This is a genomic window from Bilophila sp. T19-St14 (genome assembly GCF_059728385.1).
In genome coordinates this window covers 1,269,604-1,296,409 of sequence record NZ_BAAGFT010000001.1, presented here as the reverse complement: position 1 = coordinate 1,296,409, position 26,806 = coordinate 1,269,604, and the positions used below count along the sequence as shown (strand labels likewise).

Genomic DNA, 26,806 nt, shown 5'->3' with positions numbered 1-26,806 from the left:
CTTTGGAAAAGGGATGCGCGGCCCTTACAGGCAGGCTTGGGGAAGGGGAACTTTCCCGAAGAAAAGGTTCCCCTTCCCGCGATAGGCTCCGCCCTAGTTGATCCTGTGGTGGCACCCAAGGCTGCGGGGGTTGCGCAGGGCGCTCTGGGTAATGCTGTAGGCCGCTTGGCAGCCGTGGAAAAGATCCACAATGGGCTTGGAGATGGCCGTATTTTTGTAGAAGTCGTGGAGGTGGCGGGAAAGGGCGCGCAGGTCGTCAAAAGCGCGGTGCAGGCGGCTGGCCGTGCGGCTGATGCCCACATAGTTCCACATGGTGTTGCGGATGGTCGCCCAGTCCTGCGCGATGAGCGCCGGGTCGTCGTTGCGCTCGTCGCCGGTGCTTTCCCAGTCGGGGATGGCGTCGGCAAGGCGCTTGCTGATGTAGCCGCGCTTGGTGATGCGCTGCGCGATGTCCTGGCCGGCGCTGTAGCCCCAGAGCAGGGCTTCGAGGAGCGATGTGCTGGCGAGGCGGTTGGCCCCGTGCAGGCCGGTGCAGCTGCACTCGCCCACGCTGTAGAGGCGGGTCAGCGTCGTGCGGGCGGAAGCGTCGACGAGGATGCCGCCGCAGAAGAAATGCGCCACGGGAACCACCGGGATGGGCTTCTTGCTGATGTCGATGCCCAGTTCCATGCAGTGCCGGTAGATGGTGGGGAACCGTGTGGGGATGTCGTGCTTCACGCCGGAAACGTCCAGATACATGCAGGGCTCGCCGCTGTGGAGCATTTCGTCCATGATCGCCCTGGCCACGATGTCGCGGGGGGCGAGGTCGGCGCGCTCGTCATAGCGCTTCATGAAGAATTCGCCTTTGGCGTTCATGAGGCGGGCCCCTTCGCCGCGCATGGCCTCCGTGATCAGGAAGCTGTGCGACTGGCGGGTATACAGCGCGGTCGGGTGGAACTGGACGTATTCCAGATTGTCGAGGCGCACGCCCGCGCGCTGGGCCATGGCGATGCCGGAACCGGTGCAGGCGGCGGTGTTGGTCGTGTGCAGATAGATCTGCCCGACGCCGCCGGTGGCAAGCACGGTGAAGTCGGCGAGCAGGGTTTCCACTTCCTTGGTGTCTTCGTTGTAGACGTAGGCCCCAAGGCACTGGTTGTCGAGCTGGTAGCGGTATTCCTTATACCGCGCATGGTGATCCGTGGTGATCAGGTCCACGGCGGTGCGGCCGGTCAGGATGCGGATGTTCGGGGACATGCGCACAGCCTGCAATAGGCCCTCCATGATGGTCTTCCCGGTGTGGTCGGCGCAATGCACGATGCGGTGCTTGCCGTGCCCGCCCTCGCGGGTGAAGTCGAGCTTGCCGTCCAGCCTGTCGAAGGGGATGGGCGCGCGCTCCATGAGGATGCGCTCCACGGCTTCGGGGCCGTGCTGGCAGAGGTGGCGGACAGCCTTGACGTAGTTGTGGTGGTGTCCGGCAACCAGAATGTCCTTTTCCAGATCTTTGGCGTCGTCAGGATCGGGACGATAGACGATCCCGCCCTGAGCCAGCGCGGAATTGCCGCCGTCCATCTCTTTTCCGGGGACAATGAGGGTTACCTCATACCCGGCGTCCGCCAGAGTAAGGGCGGACGTGCTGCCGCTGATCCCGGCGCCGATGACGAGAACCTGTGTTTTCAAGCGCTGCTGTGTCATACTGCCTTCTTTTGAGAAAAGACCTTGTTTTGTGCATAGAGGAAAGGGGGCGGCAAGGCCCCCTGAAACCTGTTCGGGATAGGGCATTCAATAGGCTGAAGCATGTCCGGCGGAACCCCCGCCGCGTGGTTTCCCCGCCACGGGAAACTGGGGGAAAGGCCCCGCTTCGATGGAGCTGGGGAAGGAAAGCCCTCATCCGGGAGGGCTCCCCTTCTCCAACAAGCATCAAAAATTACGCGCAGGCTTCGAGCATGCGTTCGAGGGACGCCTTGGCCGGAGCGGAATCCTCGCTGGGGACGGTGATGGGTTCCGTGTTCCCGGCAACGATGCCTTCCAGCGTGGTGCGGAGCTTTCCGGGCGTGATTTTCGCCATGTTGGAACAGGCGCTGGAACGCAGGGGTTCCACACGGATGCGTCCTTCCTGCTCGCGGGCGAGGCGTTCCACCAGATTGATTTCCGTTCCGACATAAATATGTGCCCCATCCGGCGCATTCCTGACATACTCGATGATGTAGGTAGTGGAGCCCGCCCCATCGGCGGCGCGCACCACTTCGGGGGAACATTCGGGATGTACGATGACTTTGCAGGACGGGTCGGCCTTGCGCACGGCCTCAATCTGTCCGGGGTGGAAGCGGGCATGGATGGCGCACAGGCCGGGCCAGAGCACGAGGGCGGCCTTGTCCGCCGCTTCGAGATCCACGGCTTCCCCGGTTCTGCGTACATCGAGGATATGCGTGTCGCGTCCGGTGATGCCGAGCTTGCGGGCGGTATTGCGGGCCAGGTTCTTGTCCGGCAGGAACAGCACGCCGTCGCCTTGGCGGAAGGCCCAGTCCATCATTTTTTCCGCGTTGGCCGACGTGCATACCGCGCCGCCGTAGCGCCCCACCACGGCCTTGACCGCCAGCGAAGTGTTGACGTAGGCGAGCGGCACCAGCTTGCGGCCCGATGCGGTGAGGCGGCCGAGCACGCGGTCGAGCAGCCGGGCGGGGGTCATCTGGGCCATCACGCAGTCGGCGGAATGGTCGGGCAGGAGCACCTGCTGGCCTTCGCGGGCGAGCAGGGCGGCGGATTCCGCCATGAAGTAGACGCCGCAGAAGACGATGTAGTCCGAGGCGATGCCGGGGACGCGCCGGGCCAGTTCGAGGGAGTCGCCGCGGAAGTCGCAGTGCCGAATGGTGTCTTCCTGCTCGTAGTGGTGGCCGACGATGGTCAGCCTGCCGCCGAGTTTGGAGCGGAGTTCCTCAATGGCGCGGGCGTCGTTGGAGGGATGTGCTGTCGTCATAGGGATTCCTTCGCAATGCGCATGCTGAGGTCGGCGGTCACGGCGGAATGCGTGATGCGTCCGACGGAAATGAAGTCGGGCTTGCGGACGGTGCTCACGGTGGCATACGCCCGGATGGTGTCGAGGGAAACGCCCCCGCTGATCTCCGTTTCGATGGAGGAGGGGATCATTTCCAGCGCTTCGGGGAGCATATCGGGCGTCATATTGTCGAGCATGATGCGGTCGACCTTGCAGGCGACGGCCTCGCTGATTTCGTCGTGGTTGCGGCATTCCACTTCAATGGGCGGGCAAGGGTTGTAGCGCCTGCGCAGCAGTTCGACGGCCTTCGTCATTGAGCCGGCCGCGTCGATGTGGTTGTCCTTGAGCATGAGCATTTCGGCGAGGTTGCGCCTGTGGTTGTGCCCGCCGCCGCACAGTACGGCATATTTGTCGGGATAGCGCAGGCCCGGCATGGTCTTGCGCGTATCAAGCAGGCGCACGCCCGTGCCTTCGAGCTTCTCGGCGTAGCGGCGCGTCAGGTTGGCGATGCCGCAGAGGTGGCTCACGAAGTTGAGGATCACGCGTTCGGCGCGGAGGACTTGCCGGGCGGGGCCGGAAATGCGGGCCACGATGGAACCCTTGGCGACCTCTTGCCCTTCCTTGGCAAGGCTCTGCCACGTATAGGAAAGCTCCTCCGGGTGCGTTGCGCACAGGTCCATGACCAGCGGGATGACGGGCAGCCCGGCGATGATCGTCTGTTCTTTGGCTACGATAATTGCCTGAAGCCGGTCACCGGGGCTGAAGACGCCCTCGGTGGTGAGATCCGGCCCGTCCTCGGCGAGGGAGAGTTCCAAGATTGATAAAAGGTGCGTCCGCGCCTCGCCCTGAAAATATTCTGAGAATTCTGGAAGGATCATATCTTGTCCCGCATCCTTGGCAGTGCTACACGGGGTTGAGTACAACGCCGGATGCGCGGGACGCGCGCATCCGGCAACGAGTCAGCAGCGTAAAGCCTTTTCGTTTACTAGGTGGCTCATCCGTTTTCGTCAAGATGCTCTTTTTTTCCCAACCGTTCGAGGAGGCGTCGGATACGGGCCGGGATAAAAGGCAATGCGGGAGGAAACGCCGGTTTTGGAGGCGTGTTCCGTTTTTTATCGTAACCTTTGGCATCCTTGAGGCGTTATGCGGTTCAGGTGGAGGAGGATAGGTCCATGTCGGATGCGGCCCCCGAAGAGAAAAAGGCAGCCCCGGACGGCATAGCGCGGAGCCCTGAGGAGAAAGGGCGGAAAAAAAACGGGGAAACGCCGGGGAGGAAAGGCGACGGGCCTGCCGACAATGCCCGCCAGCGTACCCTCTCCCAGTGCATTGAGTATTTGGAAGACGGCGAATCCGAGTATTCCCACCCGGCTGACATGGCCGAGCATCTGGAAAACCTGAGCCTCAAGGAGCAGGTTTGCCTGTTCCGCCATTTGCCTGCCGACGAAGCGGCCGAGGCCCTCGCCGAGCTTGATGAGGAAGTCGCCGTCGACGTTCTGGAAAACCTCGATCCCGACGAGGCCGCCCAGATCATCGCCGAGATGTCGCCCGACGATGCCGCCGACGTTCTGGACGAGCTGGAAGAAGGGCACCGCGACGTCCTCCTGAGCAACCTTGACCGCGACGACGCCGAAGAGCTCCGCAACCTGCTGGCGTTCGATCCCGATACGGCGGGCGGCATCATGAACACCGAGATCATCCTGCTTGAGCAGGACATCACGGTGGACGAAGCCATTTCGCTGATCCGGCGGGGCATGGAAGAGGATATGGAAATCCCCTATTATGCCTACGTGGTGGACGAGGACGACAAGCTGGTCGGGGTATTTTCCCTCCGTGACCTCATGCTGTCGAAACCGGGGACGATCCTGCGGGATTCCCTGCATGATCAGGACGTGATCGCCGTGCGTTACGACACGCCGAGCGAGGAAGTGGCCCGCCGCATGAGCCACTACAATTTCATGGCCATGCCTGTGGTGGACTACGAAGGGCGCCTTCTCGGTGTGGCGACCTACGACGACATTCTGGACATCATGCAGGATGAGGCCAGCGCCGACCTGCTCGGCATGGTGGGCGCCGGTCAGGATGAGACTGTGGATACGCCGTGGCTGGAATCGGTACAGATACGTCTGCCGTGGCTCATCGTGAATATGCTGACCTCCATGATGTCGGCCTTTGTGGTTTATATGTTTGAGGGTTCCATTGCTGGCATGGCGCTGCTGGCGGTGCTCATGCCGATGGTGGCGAATCAGGCCGGGAACACCGGGCAGCAGGCCCTTGCCGTGATGATCCGCCAGCTTGCCACGGAAAAATTTGACCGCAGGCGCGCATGGATTGCCGTGCTGCGCGAAGGCAAGATCGGCATTACTTCCGGGGCGATCATGGCGATGCTGGCCTGCGTGGGGGTCTGGTTCACCTCCTCATCCCCCGAACTCGGCATGGTCATGGGCGCGGCGCTCATGGGCGACATGCTGCTCGGCGCGCTGGCGGGCGGCAGCATTCCCTTGATCTTCCGTGCCGTAGGCCGCGACCCCGCGCAGGCTTCCAGCATCTTCCTCACCGCCATTACGGACAGCGCTGGTTTCTTTATTTTTTTGGGGTTGGCTACCGCTTTTTTGTTGTAGGAAGTGCGGAATGTGGGGGAAGGGAGGAGGCCCTTTCTGAAGAAAGGCCCTCCTCCCTTCCCCCACACCCCCATCCCTCCACCCCAAAGACTTTTATCCTTATCGAATCCTTGATTACGGTTTACCCTGATTATGGAGAAACGCCGTTGGATGGCGGGCCTGAAAAGGCAAGGCCCTGTCATGGCATATGGTTGTTTTTGTATCAGCGATATGCTGAAATATATCTATTTTTCTCCAATTTTTCCGCTGATGGGCTCCATGATTGGGGGATTTTATTGTTGGCTCTGTTCAAGTTTACGGTTGATAAAGAGAAAGGCTCTGTTATCGTTTATGGTTGTTTTGTTTCCACAGTGCGGTGAAAATACAGCCTTTTTCTTCGATTTTCCCCTTGGCTGGATTCACTGATAAGGCATTTTGCCGGTTATCCCTTTGGAACTTCAATGAAAAAGCATCAACCATTTTCTATGGCTCTGTCATGGCGTGTGGTTGTTTCATCTCCACAGCACGGTGAAAAGACAGCCTTTTCTATAACACAGTCTCATTGTTTATTCCTTTGGCTGTGTTAAAGTTTCCGGCTGATACGCAATCAGAGGGCGCTCATCTGCCCCCTGTTTCAGCGGAACATTCGCTGCCGTGAAGGCGGACGCACTTCCAGCGCGGTGAAAGGCATCCTCCGGCAACGGCTGGCGGCGCTTCGTCTCGCGCGGTTTCGCCGCTCTCGATTGCGCTTCGCGGGACATTTGGCCGCTCCTCGCCCCTCCATGCCGCATTGCCGTGCGGCGGGGGACGCCCTCAAAGCTCGCTGGCGCTCGCGCCTCCGGCGGTTAAAGGAGCGTACTTCTCTTTATCAACCGTAAACTTGAACAGAACCATTCCTTTAGGTTGTGTCGTTGATTATATAATCTATTGAAATTACTAAATTATTTTTTAAATTATAAAAATTATTTTAATAATTTCAAATAATTATATGTAAAACAATGATGCAGCCTAAAATTTCAAGAAATAAAACATTACCCGTTTTCTATGGCACAGCCAAAGGCCGTATCATAGAAAACGGTAGATGCCTTTTTCCTTGAAGTTCCAAGGGAATGAACAACAAAATGCCTCAGCCATCAACTCCGCCAAAGGGAAAGCTGGAGAAAAGGGCTGTATGTTTACAGTACTGTGAAGATGAAACAACCACATACCATGAAGAGCCAAGGCAAAAAGGATCGGCTGTCATGCAGCCGATCCTTTTTCGTGTAAGACGTAACCGTTGTATAAAGGCCCTGTTTCCCGTTCCAGCCAGGAAAGCCGGCGCGCCGCCTCCCCACCATATGAAAGTCTTGGGAGGGAGAGGAGAGGGGTTTGGGGAGGGGAGAGGGAACCTTTCTCCAGAAAGGTTCCCTCTCCCCTCCCCAATCTTTTCTATTTCTTTTCAAACACGAGCGGGAGGACGTCGTCGATGCTGTCCACTGTGTGGACGACGATCTTGCGGCGGAGCTCCTGCGGGATGTCTTCCAAGTCCTTCTGGTTCTTGGCGGGCAGGATGACGTGGCCGATGCCGCGCGCAACCCCGGCGAGCACCTTTTCCTTGATGCCGCCCACGGGCAGGACGCGCCCGCGCAGGGTGATTTCACCCGTCATGCAGATGTCGCCGCGCACGGCCTTGCCGGTCAGCGCGGAGATGAGCGCCGTCACCAGCGTGACGCCGGCTGAGGGGCCATCCTTGGGGGTGGCTCCGGCAGGCACATGGATGTGGATGTCCGTGTGCTCGGCGAAATCCGGCGCAATGCCGAGCTCGTCGGCCTTGGCGCGGGCATAGGTCAGGGCGGCTTGCGCGCTTTCCTTCATTACGTCCCCAAGCTGGCCCGTCAGCGTGAGCCCGCCCTTGCCCTTGATGGCGGAAACCTCAATGTAGAGGATTTCGCCGCCGGCGGGCGTCCACGCGAGGCCAAGGGCCACGCCGGGGATGAGCTTGCGTTCGGCTTCGTCGTCGATGAAGATCGGCGCGCCGAGGAGCCGGGGGAGCCCCGCCGCCGTCACACGGAAAGGAGGCTTGCCTCCTTCCGCTTTCCGCCGTGCGATCTTGCGGCAGACGGTTCCGATTTCGCGTTCAAGGTTGCGCAGGCCCGCCTCACGGGTATATTCGCGGATGATGCGGTTCATCGCCGCATCGGGCAAGGTCAGTTCGCGATCCTTCAGCCCGTTTTCGTGCATTTCCTTGGGCAGGATGTACTTGCGGGCAATGGCCAGCTTTTCCTGCTGCGTATAGCCGGGCAGGGAAATGATTTCCAGGCGGTCACGGAGCGGGCCGGGGATATTCTCCAGATGGTTTGCCGTACAGATGAACAGCACCTTGGAGAGATCGAACGGCACGTTCAGGTAGTGATCGCTGAAGTTGAAGTTCTGTTCCGGATCCAGTGCCTCAAGAAGGGCCGAAGACGGATCGCCCCGGAAGTCGTTGCCGAGCTTGTCGATTTCATCAAGGACGATGACGGGGTTGCGGGTTCCCGCCTGCTTCATCGCCTGAATGATACGGCCCGGCATGGCCCCGATGTATGTGCGGCGGTGTCCGCGGATTTCAGCCTCGTCGCGCATCCCGCCGAGGGAGATGCGCTGGAACTTGCGCCCCAATGCCCTTGCGATGGAGCGGCCGAGCGAGGTCTTGCCCACGCCGGGAGGGCCGGCAAAGCAGAGGATGGGCCCCTTGGAGTCGGGGTTGAGCTTGCGGACGCTGAGGTACTCAAGGATGCGGTCCTTGATCTTGGCCAGCCCGTAGTGATCTTCGTCCAGCACGTCTTTGGCCTTGACGATATCAAGCTGATCCTTGGACATCTTTTTCCACGGCAATTCCGCCAACCAGTCGAGATAGGTGCGTACGACGCTGGCTTCCGCCGAGTCGCCGTGCATCGTGGCGAGCCGCTTGAGCTGCTTGTCGGCTTCTTTGCGCACGTCGGCGGGAAGCCCGGCCTTTTCGATGGCCTTGGTGATGTCTTCCAGTTCCTCGTCGGCGTCGGGGCCGTCGCCCAACTCCTTGCGGATGGCCTTGAGCTGTTCGCGCAGGTAATATTCCTTCTGTGCCTTGTCCATGCCTTCGCGGGCGGAGGTCTGGATCTTGATCTGCATGGTCGCCACTTCGGACTCATGCACCAGATGCGTGATGATGAGGCGCAGGCGATCCATCGGATCGACGCACTGGAGGATTTCCTGCGCTTCCTCCATCTTGAGCCGCAGGTTGGCGGCGATGAGATCGGAAAGGCGTCCGGGTTCGTTCACATTGCTGAGAACGCCCATGATGTCCCCGGTGGGGATGCCGCGCAGGGACAGGATACGCTCGCACTGTTCGCGCGCGAAGCGGATAAGCGCTTCCTGTTCCGATTCGGGAGCGACGGCTTCCGGTTCGGGCATCAGCTCAACATTGGCGGACAGGTAGGGGCCGCTCTCGTTCAGGTCGACGAGGCGGGCGCGCGATACCCCCTGCACCAGCGCCTTGATGCGCCCGTCGGGCATCTTGAGCAGACGCAGGATGAGCGCCACGGAGCCGACCGGGTAGAGATCGTCCGCTTTGGGGTTGTCCACCTGCCCGTCTTTTTGGGCGCAGAGGAAAATATGGCGTCCGTGCGTCGCGGCGGCTTCCACGGCCTGCACGGACTGTTCGCGCCCCACGAACAAGGGCACGATCATATAGTTGAAGACCACCACGTCCCGGAGTGGAAGCAAGGGCATAGTGGATGGAATTTCCTGCAATTCCGGCGTAATTTCTTCAGATGAGGCATCCATCTGCTCGTCTTGTATTTGAGCGGGGACACGGCGCCGGGCCGGCCTCCGCCGACGGCGGGCGGGAGTTTCCTCTTTTTTTTCGTCGTTGTCGTTATCAGAATCAAACGTCATGGCTGTATCCTCAAAAGGTAGTACGGTGGAGAACCCGTGGTTCAGAGCAGTCCGTCCTCTCGTATGCTGTAACAGGCGCCGTCGCCTACGATGAGGTGATCGAGCAGGCGCAGCCCCATGCTGGTGGCGATGCGCTGGATGTTCCTCGTCATCTCAATGTCCTCGGGCGAAGCCTTCGGCGTCCCTCCGGGATGGTTGTGCACCAGAAAGAAGCCGCTTGCCTTGCGCTGGAGCACCCGCTCCAAAATGTCCCTCGGATAACACGGAACCATGCCTACCGTCCCCCGCGCCAGCCGCTCCCAGGTGAGCAGACGGTTTTGGGCATCGACGGTAGCCGTCCAGAGCTCCTCGTGGGGAGAACCGGACAACCGGGGGATCACCATTTGCGCCACGTCGCGGGGCGTACACAAAACTTTCCGTTCCCGCATCGGCGCTTCGGCGTAGCGCGCCATCATTTCCCGAAGCAGGAGCCGAAGAGCCGAGACACCTTCCCCCACGCCGTCCACTTGCTGTATCTCGGCGGGCAATGCGTCCAACACGCCGCGGATACTCCCGAACCGGGAGAGCAATTCTTTGGCGAGCGGTTTGGTATCCCGCCGCAAAAGCGCATAGCCCAGCAAGAGTTCCAATATTTCATAATCGGCAAGCGCGGTGCTGTCTTTGAGAAGACGCTCGCGCAGCCGGGCACGATGTCCGGCGTAGTGGGGTGTATCAGTTGACATAATAAGCAGTCCTGCGGGGTAAGCAAGGGGAAAAGCCCGGATGAGCCATGAGAAATGAAAAAGAACGTCAGCGGGGGGAACGGCGTTGCGCGGGCGTGAAAAGCAGCGTCAGATCGCCCATGAGGGCATCCAGCGCCTGGCTTGGGGAGCGCCTTCCCGATTTGACGGAAAGTTCGGCTGTGTGCATGGCGTCCCAGAGCTTGGCAAGCCCGGCGGCGCCGAGGCGGGAGGCCGTCTGCTGTTTGGCCTGCTGATCGGACGGGCCCATGCGGACCTGTTCCCCGGCAAGGATTTGCCAGAGCTGGCGTGCCTCGCGCTGGAGCATGGCGAGTAGATAGAAAAGCGGTTCCTCGCCCTTGGATTCTTCCTCAAGGATGCTTTTCCAGACGGAAGCCGCCTGCCCCGCCTGAAGCTGGCGCAGGAACGCGAAGACGTTGAATTCGGTCGTCGGGCTGACGCTGCGGGCCTGCCCCTGCGTCAACGGTTTTCCGTCCGCCAGCAGTTGGAGCTTGCTCAATTCCGCGTCCACGGCGGCGGCATCAGGAAGAAGCGTCTCGGCGAGAATGTCCACGCAGCCCGGCTCCAGATCCAGCCCCAGCGCCTTGGAGCGCATCTGGATGTGGCGGCGGAGCGAGCGCGGCTCCAGTCCGGGGGAGCGCCAGATCCAGCCCTTGGCGTCGGCAAAGGTAAAGCACGGCAGTTTGGTTATATGCGCGGGGATCTTGGGCTGGCCCTTTTCCCACGCGGCCTCAAGGCAAAACAGAGGCCAAGTCTGGGGATTGGGGCGGGAGAGCGCGGAGGAAAGGCGTTTCCATACATCGGCGGTCAGGGCGTGGGCGTTGCGCATCACCAAAACCCGCGATGTGGAAAAAAGCCCTTGGAGCGTGAGGAGTTCCCAGAATTTGGGCGGCAGTTCGTCGTCGCCCCAGAAAACATGCCGTTCCCGCCCCGCGTCGGGATGGGCACCAAGAAGCTCCTCCACCTGCTGGCGGAGGAGCTTCCCGTCTGGGCATATGCAGAAGCTGAAACCCGGTCGTGTCGTCATAGGCGAAAGCGACGGCCTTGTCCCGTCAGGTCAGAATCGTTGCTGCAAGGCGTCCATGCAACGGCGCACGGCCATTTCGAGGATGGACTTGATGGCCGATTCCTCGTTGGCGTTTTCATAGTTTTCACTGTAGTAGATGTTTCCCGAACGCCAGACTTCCGTATTGGTCTTTCCATCGTAGACGATGAATTCTATAGCGATGGTAGCCGTATACAGTTGTGAGGCGCTTCTGTACTCGCCGTAGCTGCGAACCTTGAAGCTGGGGATGCGCACGGTCAGGGTATAGTCGGCCTGTCCGCTGTCCACCCATTTCGCCAGGTTCCGGGCGTTGATGTCGTCCCGTACCAGCGAGCGGACCTGATAGGTCAGCCAAGGATAGAGCGAGGTCTGTTCCACGCTTTTGATCCTGAGCGTCTTGGAACCGTTGCCGAGCACGCTGTTTTCGGACAGGGAGCCTTCCTGACCGCGCCAGACATAGCCGCACCCGGTCAGCATCAGGCAGGCGAGCAGCCCGCTCAGCAGTCCCGCCGCAAGCCTGTACAGGCGTCCATGCCCTGCATGCGCCGAATCCGGGTGCGGTCTGTTCATCAGTTGGCCACCACGTTGACGAGTTTGCCGGGAATGACCACAACCTTGCGGACGGTGAGCCCTTCAAGGTGGCGGACGATGTTCTGTTCCGTAAGGGCGAGCCGTTCTATTTCTTCCTTGGAAGCGGAGGCGGGGACTTCGATCTTGCCGCGCAGCTTGCCGTTGATCTGGATGACCACGGTGAGCACGTCGCGCTGCAAGGCGTCCTCCTTCCATACCGGCCAGGGCTCCTGATCGATGCTCCGGGCATGGCCGAGGCCTTCCCACAATTCCTCGCACAGGTGCGGGGTGATGGGGGACAGAAGCGTCAGCACGGTCGCCATGGCGGAGGACAGGATCTTACGGCCTTCTTCCGTCGCTGCGAGCTCGTCCTTGGCGAGGTACAGCGCATTGACCAGTTCCATAATAGCAGCGATGGCGGTGTTGAACTGGTAGCGGTTGCCGATGTCTTCGCCGGCTTTCTTGACGGTGAGGTGTTCCTTGAGGCGGACTTCCTTGGCTGCCGGGGTCGTCGCGTCGGCGGCGGAGGAGGAGCAGGCCCCCACGGGCGACAGGAACTCGCTGCTGTCGGCATACAGGCGCCAGACACGGTTGAGGAAGCGGGAAGCCCCTTCAATGCCGGTATCGCTCCAGTCAAAGTCGCGTTCCGGCGGCGCGGCGAACAGGCAGAACAGGCGGACGGTATCCGCGCCGTACTTGGCGATCATCTCCGTGGGATCGACGGTGTTGCCCTTGGACTTGGACATCTTGCTGCCGTCCTTCAGAACCATGCCCTGCGTGAGCAGGTTGGCGAAGGGCTCGTCGATTTCCTTGGGGAAATAGCCGAGATCGCGCAGGACTTTGGTGAAGAAGCGGGCATAGAGCAGATGCAGGATGGCGTGCTCCACGCCGCCGATGTACTGGTCTACGGACAGCCAGTAGCGCAGGGCTTCCATGTCGAAGGGGGCCTTGTCGTTACGGGCGTCGGTATAACGGGCGAAGTACCACGAGGATTCCACAAAGGTATCCATCGTGTCGGTTTCGCGCTTGGCCGCGCCGCCGCACTTCGGGCAGGTGCAGTTGTAGAATTCGGGCGTATGGGGCAGGGGGGACTTGCCGTCCGGGTGCGTCTGCACGTCCAGCGGCAGGCGGACGGGAAGCTGGTCTTCGGGCACGGGAACCATGCCGCACTTGTCGCAATAGATTACCGGGATGGGCGCGCCCCAATAACGCTGGCGGGAAATATTCCAGTCGCGGAGGCGCCAGTTGGTGGTGCGCTTGCCCTTGCCGGACGCTTCCAGCGCGTCGGCGATGGCCTTTTTGGCTTCTTCGTTGTGCAAGCCGTTGAATTCGCCGGAGTTCACGAGCACGCCGGGAGCGGTATAGGCTTCGGTCAGGCTCTCGGGAGTGAGCGGCGCTTCGCCTTCGGGCTGGATGACCACGATGCGCTCCATGCCGTACTTCTTGGAGAAGTCGAAATCGCGCTGGTCGTGGGCGGGCACGGCCATGACCGCGCCGGTGCCGTATTCGGCAAGGACGAAGTTGCCGAGCCAGATCGGGACTTGGCGGCCCGTGAAGGGGTTGAGGCAGTAGGCGCCGGTGAAGACGCCTTCTTTTTCGAGGCTGTCGGACTGGCGGTCGATGCGATCCATGTTGTGGATCCGCTCGATGAAGGCGCGGGCTTCGGCCTCGTTGGGCTTGCCGCTGATGAGCGAATCGACGAGCGGGTGCTCAGGGGCCAGCGTCATGAACGTCACGCCGAATACCGTGTCGGGGCGGGTGGTGAACACCTTGATGTCGCCTTCGCCGGATTCCAGCGGGAACGTGATTTCCGCGCCCACGGACTTGCCGATCCAGTTGCGCTGCATGCTGAGCACGCGGTCGGGCCAGCCGCCCTCAAGCTTGGAGAGGTCGGCGAGCAGTTCGTCGGCGTAATCCGTGATCTTGAGGAACCACTGGGTGAGTTCCTTCTGGACGACGGGCGTATCGCAGCGCCAGCACAGGCCGTCGACGACCTGTTCGTTGGCGAGCACGGTGTTGCAGTGCGGGCACCAGTTCTGGGAGGCTTTCTTGCGGTAGACAAGGCCCTTTTCCAGCCAGCGCAGGAAGAAAAGCTGTTCCCAACGGTAATAGGGCTCATCGCAGGTGGCGACTTCGCGATCCCAGTCATAGGAGTAGCCAAGGCGCTTCAACTGGGCGCGCATGTTGTCGATATTGGCATGCGTCCAGACGCTCGGATGGATGTTGTGCTTGATGGCGGCGTTTTCGGCGGGCAGGCCGAAGGCGTCCCACCCCATGGGGTGCATGACGTTGAACCCCTGCATGCGCTTGAAGCGCGCCACCACGTCGCCGATGGAGTAGTTGCGCACATGGCCCATGTGCAGGTTCCCTGAAGGATAGGGAAACATTTCCAGCACATAGTATTTTTTCTTGTCCTTGTCGACATGACAGGCGTAGGTCTTTTCGTTTTCCCAGCGGGACTGCCATTTGGTTTCAATGGCCGCCGGGTCATAGCGCTTAGGCTTGCTCATGACTGATCCTTATTGCTGTATAGTCGGGGGCCGGATCGCCTCCGGCCCGCGTTGGCGTCAAACCCCGCCAATCTATCAGGCGTCGGCCTTGCCCGCAACTGTGAGCGTACCGGCTTCCTGAGCCTTGATCGCCGCGTCGAGGATGCCGTTGATGAAGCTCTTGGCCTTGGCGTCGCCGAAGCGGGTGGACAGTTCAAGCGCCTCGTTGATGGCGACCTTGGGCGGGACGTCAGCCCGGTACAGCATTTCAAAGACGGCGAGGCGGAGCAGGGTCAGCTCGATCTTGCCGAGCCGATCCACGCGCCAGTTCTGCGAGAAGCGTTCGATGACGCTGTCGAGGGTTTTGACGTTGGCCCAGACGCCCTCCACCAGCTCCCACGCGAAGCCGTACAGCTTTTCCTCGCGGGTTTCGGCGTTTTCGTCCATATCCGCATCAGTGGGATCGGGCATTTCGAGGAATGCGGTACGGACATCCCCGAGGGTGGTCGAAGGAGAGAACTGTAGGCTGTACAGCACCTGAAACGCGCGTGAACGTGCGGCGCGGCGGGCATGGGGTCTGTTTTTGGACATGAAGTGGCCTCGTGCAAAAGTGATGGAATGCCGGAAAAACGAACTTCCGGGAGCTTCCCGGAAGACAACGCGGCAGCGGAGAAAAACGCCGCCGGCAAGACATTGGGGAACCGGGCCCTTTCCGTATGCGGCAGGGGGCCTCCGCACCCGCCGGGCATTTCGCCGGGGCTTCCGTCCTGTTGGCTTGGCAGAAGCCGCCCCGCGCCCGCCGGGTCTGGATGAGGCGGGGAACTCTTCTTCGGGAAGAGCCGCCCTGTACCCGTTCGGGCCTTTCCCCGGATCGCGGGGAACCGTTCCGGCTGTGGATGGCTCCCACAGCCTTCCGGAGCTTGCCGTTTTGTTATGGCCCGGCAACGCCCGCGTTTTTTCGGAAGAGAGCCTTATACAGCAAAGTTCCCGCCGCACAACCTCCCTGTCGATAAAAAGGCCCGCGGAGGAAAGGGAGGCGCTTTGATGGACGCCTCCCACAGCTTTTTCCCCTTAAATCTGCTGCAACACGCGGACGGTCTCAAGGACGGCGGCGGCGGCTTCAACGCCCTTGTTGCCGGCCTTGGTGCCCGCGCGTTCGATGGCCTGCTCGATGTTGTCCGTAGTCAGCAGGCCGAAGCCCACCGGCACGCCGCTTTCGAGGGACACATGGGCAAGGCCCTTGGTGGCTTCGGTCGCCACGAAATCAAAATGAGGCGTCCCGCCCCGGATGACGGCGCCGACGGCGACGATGCCGTCGTATTTGCCGGAAGCCGCCAGCTTCTTGCAGGCGAGGGGCATTTCAAACGCGCCGGGAACGCGGACGATGGTGAGGTTTTCTTCCGATCCGCCATGACGGATCAGATAGTCCACCGCGCCGCTGATGAGGCGATCCACGATGAAATCATTGAATCGTGTTGCAAGGATGGCGAATTTGAGGTCCGCCGCGTTGAGATGCCCGTCGATGGTCTTGATTTGGTTCATGGGAGCCTCGTCTGTATGGGGTAAGGCGCCGCATTTCGGGATGCGGCGCGCCGTTCGTTACTTACGGTTGCCGGAAACGTGGAGCATGTGCCCCATCTTTTCCTGCTTGGTACGCATATAATCCTCATTAGTGGCGCAGCAGCCCACCTCAATGGGCTCGCGACCGACGATTTCGAGCCCGTAGCCTTCCAGGCCGACGATCTTGCGGGGGTTGTTGGTCATGATGCGGAGTTTGCGGATGCCCAGATCCAGCAGGATCTGCGCGCCGACGCCGTAATCGCGGAGATCCGCCTTGAAGCCGAGCTTTTCGTTGGCTTCAACGGTGTCGTAGCCCTGATCCTGAAGGGCGTAGGCCTTCAGCTTGTTGGCGAGGCCAATGCCCCGCCCTTCCTGACGCATATAGATGACCGCACCCCGCCCTTCCTTTTCAATGCGGGTCAGCGCGGCGGCAAGCTGGTTGCCGCAGTCGCAGCGCAGGGAGCCGAACGCGTCGCCGGTCAGGCATTCGCTGTGCACGCGCACGAGCACGGGATCGGAGCCGCCCTTTTCGGACACGTCGCCCTTGACGATGGCGACATGGGTGTCGGCGCTGATATCGTTTTCATAGGCGATCATCGTGAAGTTGCCGTAGCGGGAGGGGAGCTTGGTTTCGGCCACGCGGCGCACGCCGAGCTGGCCGTGCCGCAGATGGTAGCGGATAAGGTCGCGCACAGCGGCGATTTTGAGGTTGTGCTCCTCGGCGAATTTCTCCAGATCGGGCATACGGGCCATCGTCCCGTCGTCTTTCATGATCTCGCAAATGACGGCGGCGGGCTTCAACCCGGCGAGCACGGCGAGATCCACGCTGCCCTCCGTCTGTCCGGCGCGGGTGAGCACGCCGCCGGGCTGGGCGCGGAGCGGGAACACATGGCCGGGCGTCACCAGATCTTCGGGGCGGACGCCATCGGCGACGGCGGTGAGGATGGTATGGGCGCGGTCGGCCGCGGAAATGCCCGTGGTCACGCCGTTGCGGGCTTCGATGGACACCGTAAAGTTGGTGCCGAACTTGGAGCCGTTGCGCTGCGTCATGAGCGGGAGTTCCAGCTTGTCCACGAGGCTGGGGCCGAGCGGAAGGCAGATCAGGCCGCGGGCGTATTTCGCCATGAAATTGATGGCCTCTGGCGTCACATGCTCGGCGGCGATGGTGATGTCACCCTCGTTTTCCCGATCTTCGTCGTCGACAAGAATGATCATCCGGCCCTGCCGGATATCCTCCACCGCTTCTTCAACACTGCAAATAGCCATAATAGAAAGTCCTCAGCTTCGTTGATCCTCAGAAAAAGCCGTTTTCGCGCAGGAATTCAACCGACAGTTTCCCCGTTTTCGCCTCCTCGGAGGCGAGGCCGAGGTGGGGGGCCATCATGTGGCGGACATATTTGCCGATGACGTCGGTTTCCATATTGATGCGCGTGCCCGGAACCCATTCGGCCGCCGTCGTTGCCCGCCATGTTTCGGGGATGACGTTGACCTCCAAAAAGTCCGGCCCGCAATCATTCACTGTCAGGCTGACGCCGTCAAGTGCCACTGAGCCCTTCCTGATGACTTCCGCTCCAAAAGAAGCGGGAAAACCGATGCGGATGCGCCGTGACTCGCCTTCCCGCCGCACGGACAGGATTTCAGCCACACAGTCCACATGCCCGCTGACGATATGCCCGCCGAGGCGATCGCCCACGGCAAGCGCCCGCTCAAGGTTGACCTTGGCGCCGGGTTTCAGCAGGCCGAGAGCCGTGCGCCGCATGGTTTCAGCGGACGCATAGGCGGAAAAAAGGCTTGGGCCAGACGTTTCTACTGTAAGACACGTTCCGTTGACGGCAATGGATTCGCCCAAAATAATGTCCGTGAGCGCATAAAGCGCCTGAATCCGAAACCGGGTTTCGTGCCCGTGGGACTCCACCGCCAGCAGCTTCCCCTGACCGTTGATTATGCCTGTGAACATGCGCGCACCGGCCTGAATATAAGGTGTCCGTCTTCCCCACAGGGCTCCATGCTGACCAACCGCAGCGAGAGCGCCTCATCCAGTTCGAGGGGCGTGCGCCCGTCGAAGAGCGGTCGCGCGTCGTTGTCCCCAAGCACTTTCGGCGCGATGTGGAGATGGAATTCATCGACGAGCCCGGCTTCCAGCAGGGAGAGGCCAAGGCGCCCCCCGCCTTCGCACAGCACGTAGGGGCAGCCCGCTTCCTGACGCAGGTATTCAAGGATCTGCACAAGATCCTCGCCGCTTTTCCAGCGGTCAAGGCCCAAGATGCGGACGCCGCGCTCGCGGAGCTGCGCCGCGCGCGGTGTGGCGGCCCCGGACGCCGTGGTGAAGAAAATCGTTTCCGTGGGGCGTTCCTTGAACAGCAGCAGCGAGTCGGGCGCGGGCACGCGCGATGAAATGGATACCGCCAGCGGCTGGCGTTCGACCGGCCCGTCAAGCCTTGCGGTCAGCAAAGGGTTGTCGGTATGGAGCGTATTGCCGCCGACGAGGACGGCGCCCCCGGCCCGCCCCACATTGGCGCGGAGTTCATGCACCTGACGGCGGGCCGTTTCTCCGGTAATCCAGCGGGAATGCCCGGTGCGGGTGGCGATGCGCCCGTCCAGCGTCATGGCGAGCTTCAATATGACATAGGGGCGTTTCGTGGTCTGCCAGATCAGGAAATCGGCGGCCAGATCCCGGCACAGCTCTTCGCACACGCCCGCCTCCACCTTCACGCCCGCTTCGGCGAGGCGTTCCATGCCGCCCGCCGCCTTGGGGTTGGGATCGCGCAGGCCGATGACCACATGGCGGATGCCCGCCGCTATCACCGCTTCCGTGCAGGGCGGGGTTTTTCCTTGGTGGTTGCAGGGCTCAAGCGTGACGACCAGCGTGCAGGCCGAAGGATCGACGCCTTTGGCCTCGGCGTCCCTGAGGCACTCCACTTCCGCATGGCTCTTGCCGTAAGCGGTATGCCAGCCTCTGGCGACGACAATGCCGTCACGGACAAGCACGGCCCCCACCGTGGGATTGGGTGCGGCGGCCCAGCGGCCGCGTTCCGCGAGCCCGGCGGCTTCCCGCATGAACGATTCGTACGGGTGGCTCATGCGCTTTCTCCTGAGGTGCCCGTATGCCCGCAGCCATCCGGCGTAGGACGCAGGGGAAGGAGTTCGAGCGTGATGCCCGCTTCGTTCAGCATCTGCATGGCGAGCTCGTCAGGGTAGCCCGATGCGTACCAGATTTTGGTGATGCCGCAGTTGATGAGCATTTTCGAGCAGATGAGGCAAGGCTGATGCGTACAGTAGACTTCAGCCCCGGCAAGGGAAATGCCATGCACCGCAGCCTGAATGATGACGTTCTGTTCCGCGTGGAGGCCCCGGCAGATTTCATGCCGCTGGCCGGAAGGCACGCCGAGCTGTTCGCGCAGACAGCCGATATCGAGGCAATGCGCCACCTTGGACGGTGCGCCGTTATAGCCGGTGGCGAGGATGCGTTTGTCCTTGACGGCTACGGCCCCGACCCTGCGGCGCAGGCAGGTCGAGCGCTCCGCCACGAGGTGGGCGATGTTCATGAAGTAGTCGGGCCAAGCGACGCGGGACATAAAGGTATCCTTCTGTAAAATGAAAGAGCGGGGGACGGGGAGGGCCTCCGGCGGCAAGGGGCCGCGGCCCCTTGACCCCGCCCGGGGTGCGAGCCGCACCCCGGACCCCGGCAAAAACGGAGACGCCACGGGAGGGGGCGCCTATCAGCTCTTCAAACGGCAACGCCGTTTGAAGAGCTTTTAAGAAGCAAGCAATAGCTTGTATTACCTTCGGAAACGGCGCGTACCCGTCACCGAGGGGGTCCGGGGGGAATGATTCCCCCCGGGCGGGTTCGGGCGGCAGCCCGGCGGGTGCAGGGCAGGGCCCTGCAAAACTACCAGGCGAACAGCGGGAACTGCCGTGCAAAAGCGGCGACTTCCTTGCTGATTTCGGCAAGGCGGGTTTCGTTGCCGGCGTTGGCGATGGCGGCGTCGATCCAGCCCGCCACCTTGACCATGTCCTGTTCGCGGAACCCGCGGGTCGTGAGCGCGGGCGTTCCGATACGGATGCCGGAGGTCACGAACGGGGAGCGGGTCTCAAAGGGCACGGTGTTCTTGTTGACGGTGATGCCGGCGGCGTCGAGGGCGTGTTCGGCGTCCTTGCCGGTGATGTCCTTGTTGGTCAGGTCGACGAGCAGCAGATGGTTGTCCGTGCCGCCGGAAACGAGGTCGAACTTGGCGTTTTTGAGCTCTTCACCCAGCGTCGCGGTGTTCTTGAGCACCTGCGCCTGATAATCCTTGAAGCGGGGGCGCAGGGCTTCGCCGAAGGCCACGGCCTTGGCAGCGACGATGTGCATGAGCGGGCCACCCTGAATGCCGGGGAAAATCTGGCTGTTGAGCGTCTTGCCGAAGGATTCGTCGGACAGGATCATGCCGCCGCGGGGGCCGCGCAGGGTCTTGTGGGTCGTGGTCGTGGTGACGTGGGCGTGCCCGATGGGGGAGGGATGGAGCCCGGCGGCCACAAGGCCGGCGATGTGGGCCATGTCCACAAGCAGCTTGGCGTCCACTTCATCGGCGATGGCGCGGAACTTGGCGAAGTCGATGGTGCGGGGGTAGGCGCTGGCGCCCGCCACGATGACCGCGGGGCGGTGCTCGTGGGCGAGGCGGCGTACCTCTTCATAGTCGATGAGGCAAGTGTCCTTGTCCACGCCGTAGGAAACCACGTTGAACAGGCGGCCGGAGAAGTTCACGGGGCTGCCGTGCGTCAGGTGGCCGCCGTGGGACAGGTTCATGCCCAGGATGGTATCGCCGGGCTTGGCCAGCGCGAAGTAGGAGGCCATGTTCGCCTGGCTGCCGGAGTGGGGCTGCACGTTGACGTAGCCGCAGCCGAACAGCTGCTTGGCGCGTTCGATGGCAAGGTTTTCGGCGATGTCGACGAATTCGCAGCCGCCGTAGTACCGCTTGCCCGGATAGCCTTCGGCGTACTTATGCGTGAAGACGCTCCCCTGCGCTTCCCGAACGGCGGAAGAGACGAAGTTTTCGGAGGCGATAAGCTCCAGCTTGCTCATCTGCCGATCGCTTTCCAGCAGGAAAGCGCGTGCCAGTTCGGGATCTTCAAGAAGAATATGGTCCATTGGACGCTCCGATGAAAGTTTAGAGATGCAACCGCGTAACTTGCTTGGAAAGGGCTTACGCCGTGAACTTCTTGAACAGGATGCTGCCGTTCGTACCGCCGAAACCGAAAGAGTTCGAGAGCGCGTACTGCGGGTCAAGCTTCTTGGCGCCGTCGGTCATGCAGTTGAGATCGCATTCCGGATCGGGCGTCTCATAGTTAATCGTGCCGGGGACATAGCCGGTATGCAGGGCAAGCACGGAGAACACGGCCTCAACGCCGCCGGCGGCCCCAAGCAGATGGCCGGTCTGGGACTTGGTCGCGGAGATGGCAATCTGATAGGCGCGTTCGCCGAACACCTGCTTGATGGCGCCGGTTTCGCAGATGTCGCCGAGGTGGGTGGAGGTGGCGTGCGCGTTGATGTGGTCAACCACGTCGGGGCTGACGCCCGCGTCGGCGATGGCGCGCTGCATGGCGGCGACCATGCCTTCGCCGTCGTCGCGGGGGGCGGTCATGTGGAAGGCGTCGTCGGACGAGCCCGTGCCGATGATTTCGGCGTAGATGGTCGCGCCGCGCGCCTGAGCGTGCTCAAGGCTTTCCAGCATGAGCAGGCCCGCGCCTTCGCCCATGACGAAGCCGTCGCGATCCTTGTCAAAGGGGCGGGAAGCCTTTTCGGGATCGTCGTTGTGCGCGGTGGAGAGCGCCTTCAGCGCGGTAAAGCCGGAAATGCCCATAGGCGTGACGGTCGCTTCCACGCCGCCGGAGATGCAGACGTCGCAGCGGCCCATGACGATCTCGGTATAGGCCGCGCCGATGGCGTGGGTGCCTGAAGCGCAGGCGCTGGTGAGCACCATGTTCGCACCCTTGGCGCCTATGGCGATGGCAAGCTGGCCCGGAGCCATGTTGGAGATCAGCATGGGGATCATGAAGGGGGAAACCTTGCCCGGCCCGGCCTCGACGAGGCGGGAGTGGAACACTTCGATGGTGTGCAGGCCGCCGAGCCCCACGCCGAGGATGACGCTGACCCGGCCGGCGTTGTCGTCATTGATGACGAGGCCGGAATGTTCCATCAGCATGTTGCCCGCGGCGACGGCGAACTGGACGAAACGATCCATCCGGCGGGCCTGCTTGGCGGGGACGCCGTAGGCTTCGGGGTTGAATCCTTTGACTTCGCCGGCAATGCGGGAATCAAAGCCGGAGGCGTCAAAGAGGGTGATGGGCCCGATGCCCGATTTCCCCGCAAGAAGGTTATCCCAGCTTTCGGTGACGTTGCCGCCGAGCGGCGTCAGCGCAGAGAGACCGGTTACAACAACGCGTTTACGGCTCATAATTCCCTCATGAAGCAAAAAGTGGTCGAGCGCCTTATGATCTGATCACAAGACGCCCGGTAGAATACTCTGGCGCAGCAGGAACGGAAGGAACAACGCCCGCGCGGGCCGCCGTCTCCGCTCTCGTTTCCCGTGCTTCGAACAAAACGAGGCTTAGTTCGTGTGGTTCTGCACGTAGGAGATGGCGTCCTTGACCTTCAGGATCTTCTGGGCGTCGTCGTCGGCGATTTCCACGTCAAAGGCTTCTTCCATGGCCATGATGAGTTCGGTGAGGTCGAGGGAGTCGGCGCCGAGGTCTTCAACGAAAGAGGCTTCGGGCTTCACTTCTTCGGCGGTCACGCCAAGCTGTTCCATGATGATCTTTTTGACCTGTTCTTCAACGGACATGGGGGAATCCTCCCGGTTTTGTTCTTTTGTGTTGCAGTGGGGCTTGGCGCCCCGTTCCTTGTGTCGACGCTTCCGCAAAACGGAATCCGCCGGTTCGCGCCGCAAAAACGGCGCGGCGATTAACAGTACATTCCGCCGTTGACGGCGATAACCTGTCCTGTAATGTATCCGGCTCCCGGCGAAGCCAGAAAAGCTACGGCATCAGCGATGTCCTGAGGCGTTCCCAGACGTTTCAAGGGGATGGCATCAATATAGGCGGCGCGGACGTCATCGGGCAGGCCGGCGGTCATGTCGGTTTCCACAAAACCGGGGGCGACAGCGTTGACGGTGACGTTACGGCCGGCCAGCTCCTTGGCTGCGGACTTGGTCAGACCGATGAGGCCCGCCTTGGCGGAAGCATAATTGATCTGCCCGGCATTGCCCATCTGCCCGACTACGGAGCTGATGTTGATGATCCGCCCGTGACGCTGGCGGGTCATAATCTTGGCGGCCTCGCGGACGCAGACGAAGGCGCCGCGCAGGTTGGTCTGGATGACGCGGTCAAAATCTTCGTCCTTCATGCGCAGCATCAGGCCGTCCTTGGTGATGCCAGCATTGTTGACCAGCACGCCCAGCTCGACCTGATCCTTGATATGCTCTTTGAAGAAGGCCGCGACCGCTTCGGCGTCGGCAACGTCAAGGCGAAAGGCACTGGCCTTCCCGCCCGCCGCAGTAATATTCTTGGCCACGGCTTCGGCTTCATCAGCCTTGCTGACATAGGTGAGATACACCTGATATCCGGCCTTCGCCAGCGTCTCCGCAATGGCCTTGCCGATGCCTCTGGAGCCGCCGGTTACGAGTGCGGTGGAAAGTTGTTCGCTCATTTCTCTCACCTTGATGCTGTATTCAGTTGTTTGTAGCTCAAAAGAAATCAGAATTCAACACGGATGCCAGCCGGAAAAGCGGCTAGAATTCCAGCAATGCGGCTCCCCACGTGAAGCCCCCGCCGAAGGCGCTCAGCAAGACACGGGAGCCCGGACGGATACGGCCCTGCGCACAGGCGTCGCCGATACCCAACGGGATGGATGCCGCCGACGTATTGCCGTATTCATCAAGGTTGACGAATATTTTTTCGCTGCCGAGCTTGAGGCGGTCTCCCACGGCTTCGATAATGCGGAGGTTTGCCTGATGCGGGATGAACAGGTCGATGTCTTCGAGCGTCAGGCCATTGCCTTCCAGCAGTTCGGAGCAGACGGTGGAAAGGCTGCGCACAGCCTGCTTGAAGACTTCCCGCCCCTGCATCTGGAGATAGAAATCATTTTGGATGGGATCGCCGGGCTTGTAGTTGCGGCTTGTCCCGCCGCCGACGGTAAGCAGGGGGTACTGCCGCCCGTCCGCGCCGCACCGGACATCCCGGAGGTGGGGCGCCGAGGGCAGGCATCGTTTGGGCGCCCCGGCTTCCCCATTCGTCAGCACGGCGGCCGCGGCACCGTCGCCGAACAGGATGCAGGTCGTGCGGTCTTCCCAGTTCAGGCGGCGCGTAAAGGCTTCCGAGCCCACAAGCAGGACTTTGGCTCCGGGCTTTGCGGCGAGGATGCCGTACGCCATGTCCAGACCGTAGACGAAGCCGGTGCAGGCCGCATTGAGGTCGAACGCCATCGCCCCGTGCGAGCCGATGTTGCCGCTGATGATGCAGGCCGTGCTCGGGCACAGGTAATCGGGCGTACACGTCGCCGTCAGGACATGCGTGATGTCTTCAGCCTCGATGCCAGCATCCTCAAGAGCCCTAAGCGCCGCTTCCGTGCCCGCGTCGGAGCCGTTTTCGTCGTCCGCCAGCATGTGCCGGGCCTTGATCCCGGTTCTGCTGACGATCCATTCATCGCTGGTATCCACCAGAGACATCAAGTCGACGTTCGTGATCCGCTTGCTCGGAACATACGTCCCTAAGCCTTGAATATGGATTTCTGTCATGCGGTGTCCGTGCGTTTGTGAGGAGGGCTAACAGGAGCGGCCGAAACGGGTCAGTTCCTCATTGGCGCAGATGGTTTCCATCAGGCGCTTGTTGGTCTCTTTCTCGACGAACAGGGTCGCCATGCGGGTCGCGTTGCAAATGGCCTTGGCGTTGGAGCGGCCGTGGCAGACGATGGAAATGTTCTGGAGGCCGAGCAGCGGGGCACCGCCGTATTCGGCGTAGTCCACCACCTTGGCGAAACGCCTGAACGCGGACTTGGCCAACAGGCTGCCCAGCTTGGGCAGAAAGCCGGAACTGAGCAGTTCGCGCTTGAGCACGCGGCTGAGGGACAGGCCCAGCCCTTCGCTGAGCTTCAGGGCCACGTTGCCGACGAAACCGTCGCAGACGGCCACGTCCACATCCCCGGTGAAAAGATCGCGCCCTTCGATGTTGCCGCTGAAGTTGAGGTTCTGAGCCATTTTGAACAGCTCGTACGCCTCTTTCACCTGGCTGTTGCCCTTGCCTTCCTCTTCGCCGATGCTGAGGAGGCCTACGCGGGGGGCTTCCTTATTGAGGATGTCCCTGGCGAAGGCGTCGCCCATCAGGCCGAACTGGAATATGTTGTAGGGTTTGCAGTCGACGGTGGCCCCCACGTCCAGCAGGACGACGGGTTCCTTCTCCGTGGGGAGGAGCGACGCGAGGGCGGGGCGTTCCACGCCGGGAATGCGGCCCATGATGAACATGCCGCACGCGACGGAAGCCCCTGAATGGCCCGCGCTGACGACGCCTTGGGCCGCGCCGTCGCGCACAAGGCGGCAGGCGACCTGTATGGAGGCGTTTTTCTTCCGGCGCAGGATGTCCGAAGGCTTTTCGTCCATGCCCGCGACTTCGGGGGCATGGACGATTTCCAGATCCACCCCGGAAGGGGAGAGTCTGTTCAGTTCGCCGTCAAGTGTAGCCTCATTCCCGACAAGGAGAATTTTGGCTCCGGTCTGGCGGGCGGCCTCAATCGCTCCGGGGACGACCACGGAGGGACCGAGATCGCCTCCCATGGCGTCGACGGCGATAACGGTCTTATTGCTGCTCATCGGCGGTCTTCTGTTCAACGACCTGACGACCGCGGTAGGTGCCGCAGCTGGGGCAGGCAGCGTGGGGAACCGTGGGGGCTCCGCAGGTGCAATACACAACGGTGGGGGTGGCCACGCGATCGTGAGACCGGCGCATACCCTTCTTGGAATGGGACTTCTTATTTTGCTGTACGGCCATGACGGCACTCCTTAGGATTCGGCATGGTGCCGAGGGTTTGGCTCTGTCGCCTGTTGATGCGGCTCCGGATGGCATAGCCCAATACGCCCGGAGACACAAGGTTCGGCGGCAAAATCTAGTTTTTTTTCACTTTCAGACCCCGGAGGGCCGCAAGACGGGGATCGCCTTCGTCCCGCACGCAGGAACAGGAGCCTTCATTGAGGTTTTTCCCGCAGTCGGGGCACAACCCCTTGCAATCAGGCTTGCACAGAGGACGTACCGGAAGGGCGAGCACAAACTCTTCCCAGAGCAGGCCGGCCAGATTGATCTCCGGCGCGCCGTCCACCAGTTTGACGATGAGCTCATCGGCCTCGCTGTCGAACGGCTTTTCCTTGCCGCCGCGCGATCCCGCCTCGTCGTCCGCTTCCGGGAACGGCTCGAAGCTGTCGAAACTGCTGTCGATGATCAGATGGGCGTCTTCGGCGCAACGGTTACAGGGAACGACGACCTCCCCCTTCAGGTTGCCGCGCACAAGGCAGCCGTCTTCCTGAGGAAGAAGCGTAACCGTACCCACAAGAGGCTGGACGACGCGGCAATCCATGCCGCATTCCTTCATGGGAACCGACCAGATGGCCGGTTCGTCCAGAACGAACGTCCTTCCTTCAGGGGCGATGTTGTTCAGTGCAATCCGTAATTCAGCCATGATAACCTCGTGAACGGGACTCCTTACACGGTTGATCGGCTTATGTCAAGACTGTAGGGGCGTTCATGATGGAAAGCGGGGAAGGCGCCCACGGAAAAACCTTCCCGTAGAGGCTTTGGCGTGGCTTCCAATCCCTTGAAGCGGCCTTCGCGGTGCAGGGGGGCCCTTCCGCAGGGCGCTCAGCATCTTCCAATCAGGGAAACGGCCCTCGCGGGGCTGGAGGCGCGTGCTTTTGGGGGAA

Annotated in this window: 24 protein-coding genes; 1 reads left to right on the top strand and 23 read right to left on the bottom strand. The window is 61.6% G+C overall.

The window, feature by feature from the left end; translation table 11 throughout:
* Positions 1–93 precede the first annotated feature (93 nt).
* From nadB to nadC, 3 genes are all read right to left on the bottom strand, one after another.
* Entirely contained in the window at positions 94–1,671 is a 1,578-nt protein-coding gene (gene nadB / locus AC6I1V_RS05680; protein ID WP_486853702.1) for an L-aspartate oxidase, read from the bottom strand.
* 232 nt (positions 1,672–1,903) lie between these two features.
* Positions 1,904–2,953 carry a quinolinate synthase gene (locus tag AC6I1V_RS05675; protein ID WP_486853703.1) on the bottom strand — a complete coding sequence of 350 codons (1,050 nt, stop codon included), beginning with the start codon at positions 2,951–2,953 and terminating at the stop codon, positions 1,904–1,906.
* Positions 2,950–3,849 (bottom strand): carboxylating nicotinate-nucleotide diphosphorylase, encoded by a 900-nt coding sequence (gene nadC, locus AC6I1V_RS05670; protein WP_302552116.1) that lies wholly within the window; start codon positions 3,847–3,849, stop codon positions 2,950–2,952. Before nadC ends, AC6I1V_RS05675 begins: the two co-directional genes overlap by 4 nt.
* A gap of 294 nt (positions 3,850–4,143) precedes the next feature.
* On the opposite strand from nadC, the gene mgtE reads away from it, so the two are divergent.
* The gene (gene mgtE / locus AC6I1V_RS05665) at positions 4,144–5,589 is read left to right on the top strand and encodes a magnesium transporter (protein WP_308771469.1); all 1,446 of its coding nucleotides are present in this window, start codon (positions 4,144–4,146) and stop codon (positions 5,587–5,589) included.
* Positions 5,590–6,134: 545 nt separating this feature from the next.
* Here mgtE and AC6I1V_RS05660 read toward each other — a convergent pair.
* The 20 genes from AC6I1V_RS05660 to AC6I1V_RS05565 form a co-directional block, all read right to left on the bottom strand.
* Entirely contained in the window at positions 6,135–6,329 is a 195-nt protein-coding gene (locus AC6I1V_RS05660) for a hypothetical protein (protein ID WP_497736927.1), read from the bottom strand.
* A 667-nt stretch (positions 6,330–6,996) separates the two neighbouring features.
* Positions 6,997–9,351 carry an endopeptidase La gene (lon, locus tag AC6I1V_RS05655; RefSeq protein WP_486853708.1) on the bottom strand — a complete coding sequence of 785 codons (2,355 nt, stop codon included), beginning with the start codon at positions 9,349–9,351 and terminating at the stop codon, positions 6,997–6,999.
* 152 nt (positions 9,352–9,503) lie between these two features.
* A complete protein-coding gene (locus AC6I1V_RS05650) occupies positions 9,504–10,184 on the bottom strand; it encodes a JAB domain-containing protein (RefSeq protein WP_486853704.1) in 681 nt (226 codons plus the stop codon).
* Positions 10,185–10,251: 67 nt separating this feature from the next.
* Positions 10,252–11,229: a DNA polymerase III subunit delta gene (gene holA, locus AC6I1V_RS05645; RefSeq protein WP_486853705.1), complete on the bottom strand. Its 978-nt coding sequence runs from the start codon at positions 11,227–11,229 to the stop codon at positions 10,252–10,254.
* Between the two features lie 30 nt (positions 11,230–11,259).
* The gene (gene lptE, locus AC6I1V_RS05640; RefSeq protein ID WP_337431336.1) at positions 11,260–11,817 is read right to left on the bottom strand and encodes an LPS assembly lipoprotein LptE; all 558 of its coding nucleotides are present in this window, start codon (positions 11,815–11,817) and stop codon (positions 11,260–11,262) included.
* On the bottom strand, positions 11,817–14,327 hold the full coding sequence (leuS, locus tag AC6I1V_RS05635; protein WP_497736926.1) for a leucine--tRNA ligase: 2,511 nt from the start codon (positions 14,325–14,327) through the stop codon (positions 11,817–11,819). Before leuS ends, lptE begins: the two co-directional genes overlap by 1 nt.
* A gap of 75 nt (positions 14,328–14,402) precedes the next feature.
* Positions 14,403–14,897 carry a transcription antitermination factor NusB gene (gene nusB, locus AC6I1V_RS05630; RefSeq protein ID WP_302552124.1) on the bottom strand — a complete coding sequence of 165 codons (495 nt, stop codon included), beginning with the start codon at positions 14,895–14,897 and terminating at the stop codon, positions 14,403–14,405.
* A gap of 480 nt (positions 14,898–15,377) precedes the next feature.
* Positions 15,378–15,848: a 6,7-dimethyl-8-ribityllumazine synthase gene (gene ribH, locus AC6I1V_RS05625; protein WP_302552125.1), complete on the bottom strand. Its 471-nt coding sequence runs from the start codon at positions 15,846–15,848 to the stop codon at positions 15,378–15,380.
* Between the two features lie 57 nt (positions 15,849–15,905).
* Complete coding sequence (locus tag AC6I1V_RS05620) at positions 15,906–17,132, bottom strand: bifunctional 3,4-dihydroxy-2-butanone-4-phosphate synthase/GTP cyclohydrolase II (RefSeq protein ID WP_302552126.1); 1,227 nt, start codon at positions 17,130–17,132, stop codon at positions 15,906–15,908.
* Positions 17,133–17,160: 28 nt separating this feature from the next.
* Positions 17,161–17,823, bottom strand: a complete 663-nt coding sequence (locus AC6I1V_RS05615) for a riboflavin synthase (protein WP_337431333.1) — start codon at positions 17,821–17,823, stop codon at positions 17,161–17,163.
* The gene (gene ribD, locus AC6I1V_RS05610) at positions 17,808–18,947 is read right to left on the bottom strand and encodes a bifunctional diaminohydroxyphosphoribosylaminopyrimidine deaminase/5-amino-6-(5-phosphoribosylamino)uracil reductase RibD (RefSeq protein WP_482333339.1); all 1,140 of its coding nucleotides are present in this window, start codon (positions 18,945–18,947) and stop codon (positions 17,808–17,810) included. Before ribD ends, AC6I1V_RS05615 begins: the two co-directional genes overlap by 16 nt.
* A complete protein-coding gene (locus tag AC6I1V_RS05605; RefSeq protein ID WP_302552129.1) occupies positions 18,944–19,441 on the bottom strand; it encodes a deoxycytidylate deaminase in 498 nt (165 codons plus the stop codon). The genes ribD and AC6I1V_RS05605 overlap by 4 nt, the downstream gene beginning before the upstream one ends.
* A 314-nt stretch (positions 19,442–19,755) precedes the next feature.
* Positions 19,756–20,994 (bottom strand): serine hydroxymethyltransferase, encoded by a 1,239-nt coding sequence (glyA, locus tag AC6I1V_RS05600; protein WP_302552130.1) that lies wholly within the window; start codon positions 20,992–20,994, stop codon positions 19,756–19,758.
* A gap of 55 nt (positions 20,995–21,049) precedes the next feature.
* Complete coding sequence (gene fabF / locus AC6I1V_RS05595; protein WP_302552131.1) at positions 21,050–22,300, bottom strand: beta-ketoacyl-ACP synthase II; 1,251 nt, start codon at positions 22,298–22,300, stop codon at positions 21,050–21,052.
* A 153-nt stretch (positions 22,301–22,453) separates the two neighbouring features.
* Complete coding sequence (gene acpP / locus AC6I1V_RS05590) at positions 22,454–22,687, bottom strand: acyl carrier protein (RefSeq protein WP_005025799.1); 234 nt, start codon at positions 22,685–22,687, stop codon at positions 22,454–22,456.
* A gap of 119 nt (positions 22,688–22,806) precedes the next feature.
* The gene (fabG, locus tag AC6I1V_RS05585; protein ID WP_302552132.1) at positions 22,807–23,550 is read right to left on the bottom strand and encodes a 3-oxoacyl-[acyl-carrier-protein] reductase; all 744 of its coding nucleotides are present in this window, start codon (positions 23,548–23,550) and stop codon (positions 22,807–22,809) included.
* 82 nt (positions 23,551–23,632) lie between these two features.
* Positions 23,633–24,637: a beta-ketoacyl-ACP synthase III gene (locus AC6I1V_RS05580; RefSeq protein ID WP_486853707.1), complete on the bottom strand. Its 1,005-nt coding sequence runs from the start codon at positions 24,635–24,637 to the stop codon at positions 23,633–23,635.
* Between the two features lie 27 nt (positions 24,638–24,664).
* Positions 24,665–25,705 carry a phosphate acyltransferase PlsX gene (gene plsX / locus AC6I1V_RS05575; protein ID WP_302552134.1) on the bottom strand — a complete coding sequence of 347 codons (1,041 nt, stop codon included), beginning with the start codon at positions 25,703–25,705 and terminating at the stop codon, positions 24,665–24,667.
* Positions 25,692–25,883, bottom strand: a complete 192-nt coding sequence (rpmF, locus tag AC6I1V_RS05570; RefSeq protein WP_005025810.1) for a 50S ribosomal protein L32 — start codon at positions 25,881–25,883, stop codon at positions 25,692–25,694. Before rpmF ends, plsX begins: the two co-directional genes overlap by 14 nt.
* 115 nt (positions 25,884–25,998) lie before the next feature.
* Positions 25,999–26,565, bottom strand: a complete 567-nt coding sequence (locus AC6I1V_RS05565) for a YceD family protein (RefSeq protein ID WP_302552135.1) — start codon at positions 26,563–26,565, stop codon at positions 25,999–26,001.
* Positions 26,566–26,806: the final 241 nt, after the last annotated feature.